Origin of the sequence: Bradyrhizobium sp. CCBAU 45321, from assembly GCF_028128975.1 — a bacterium.
In the GTDB taxonomy this organism is placed as follows: domain Bacteria; phylum Pseudomonadota; class Alphaproteobacteria; order Rhizobiales; family Xanthobacteraceae; genus Bradyrhizobium; species Bradyrhizobium yuanmingense.
In genome coordinates this window covers 1-408 of the sequence record NZ_LFKZ01000030.1, presented here as the reverse complement: position 1 = coordinate 408, position 408 = coordinate 1, and the positions used below count along the sequence as shown (strand labels likewise).

Sequence of the window (408 nt, the reverse complement as noted above, 5' to 3'; positions counted from 1 at the left end):
GAATCGACCAGCGTCTACTGGATTCCGATTTTCGAGCTTCTCGATGCCCGGGGATTTACCGTGTTTCTTGTCCAACGCGCGCGATGCCAAGCACGTGCCGGGGCGTAAGACCGATGTCAGCGATGCGCAATGGCTGCAGCGGCTCCATTCATTCTGGTTGCTGTGGGCCAGCTTTCAGCCCAAAGGGCAGATTGCCGAACTGCGAGCCTACGTGCGTCAGCGCGAGCGTCGGCTGGAGTACGCGGCCTCGCACATCCAGCATATGCAGAAGGCCTTGACGGAGATGAATCTTCAGCTCCACCACGTCGTCGCCGACATCGCCGGCGCGACTGGCCTGCGTATCATACGCGCGATCCTTGCCGGCGAGCGCGATCCCGAGGCGTTGGCGTGCTTGCGCCACTACAGTTG

The 408-nt window shown here is 61.5% G+C and carries 1 pseudogene; it reads left to right on the top strand.

The window, feature by feature from the left end:
* A pseudogene (locus ACM43_RS09515) lies at window positions 1-408 on the top strand (IS110 family transposase); the annotation flags it as partial.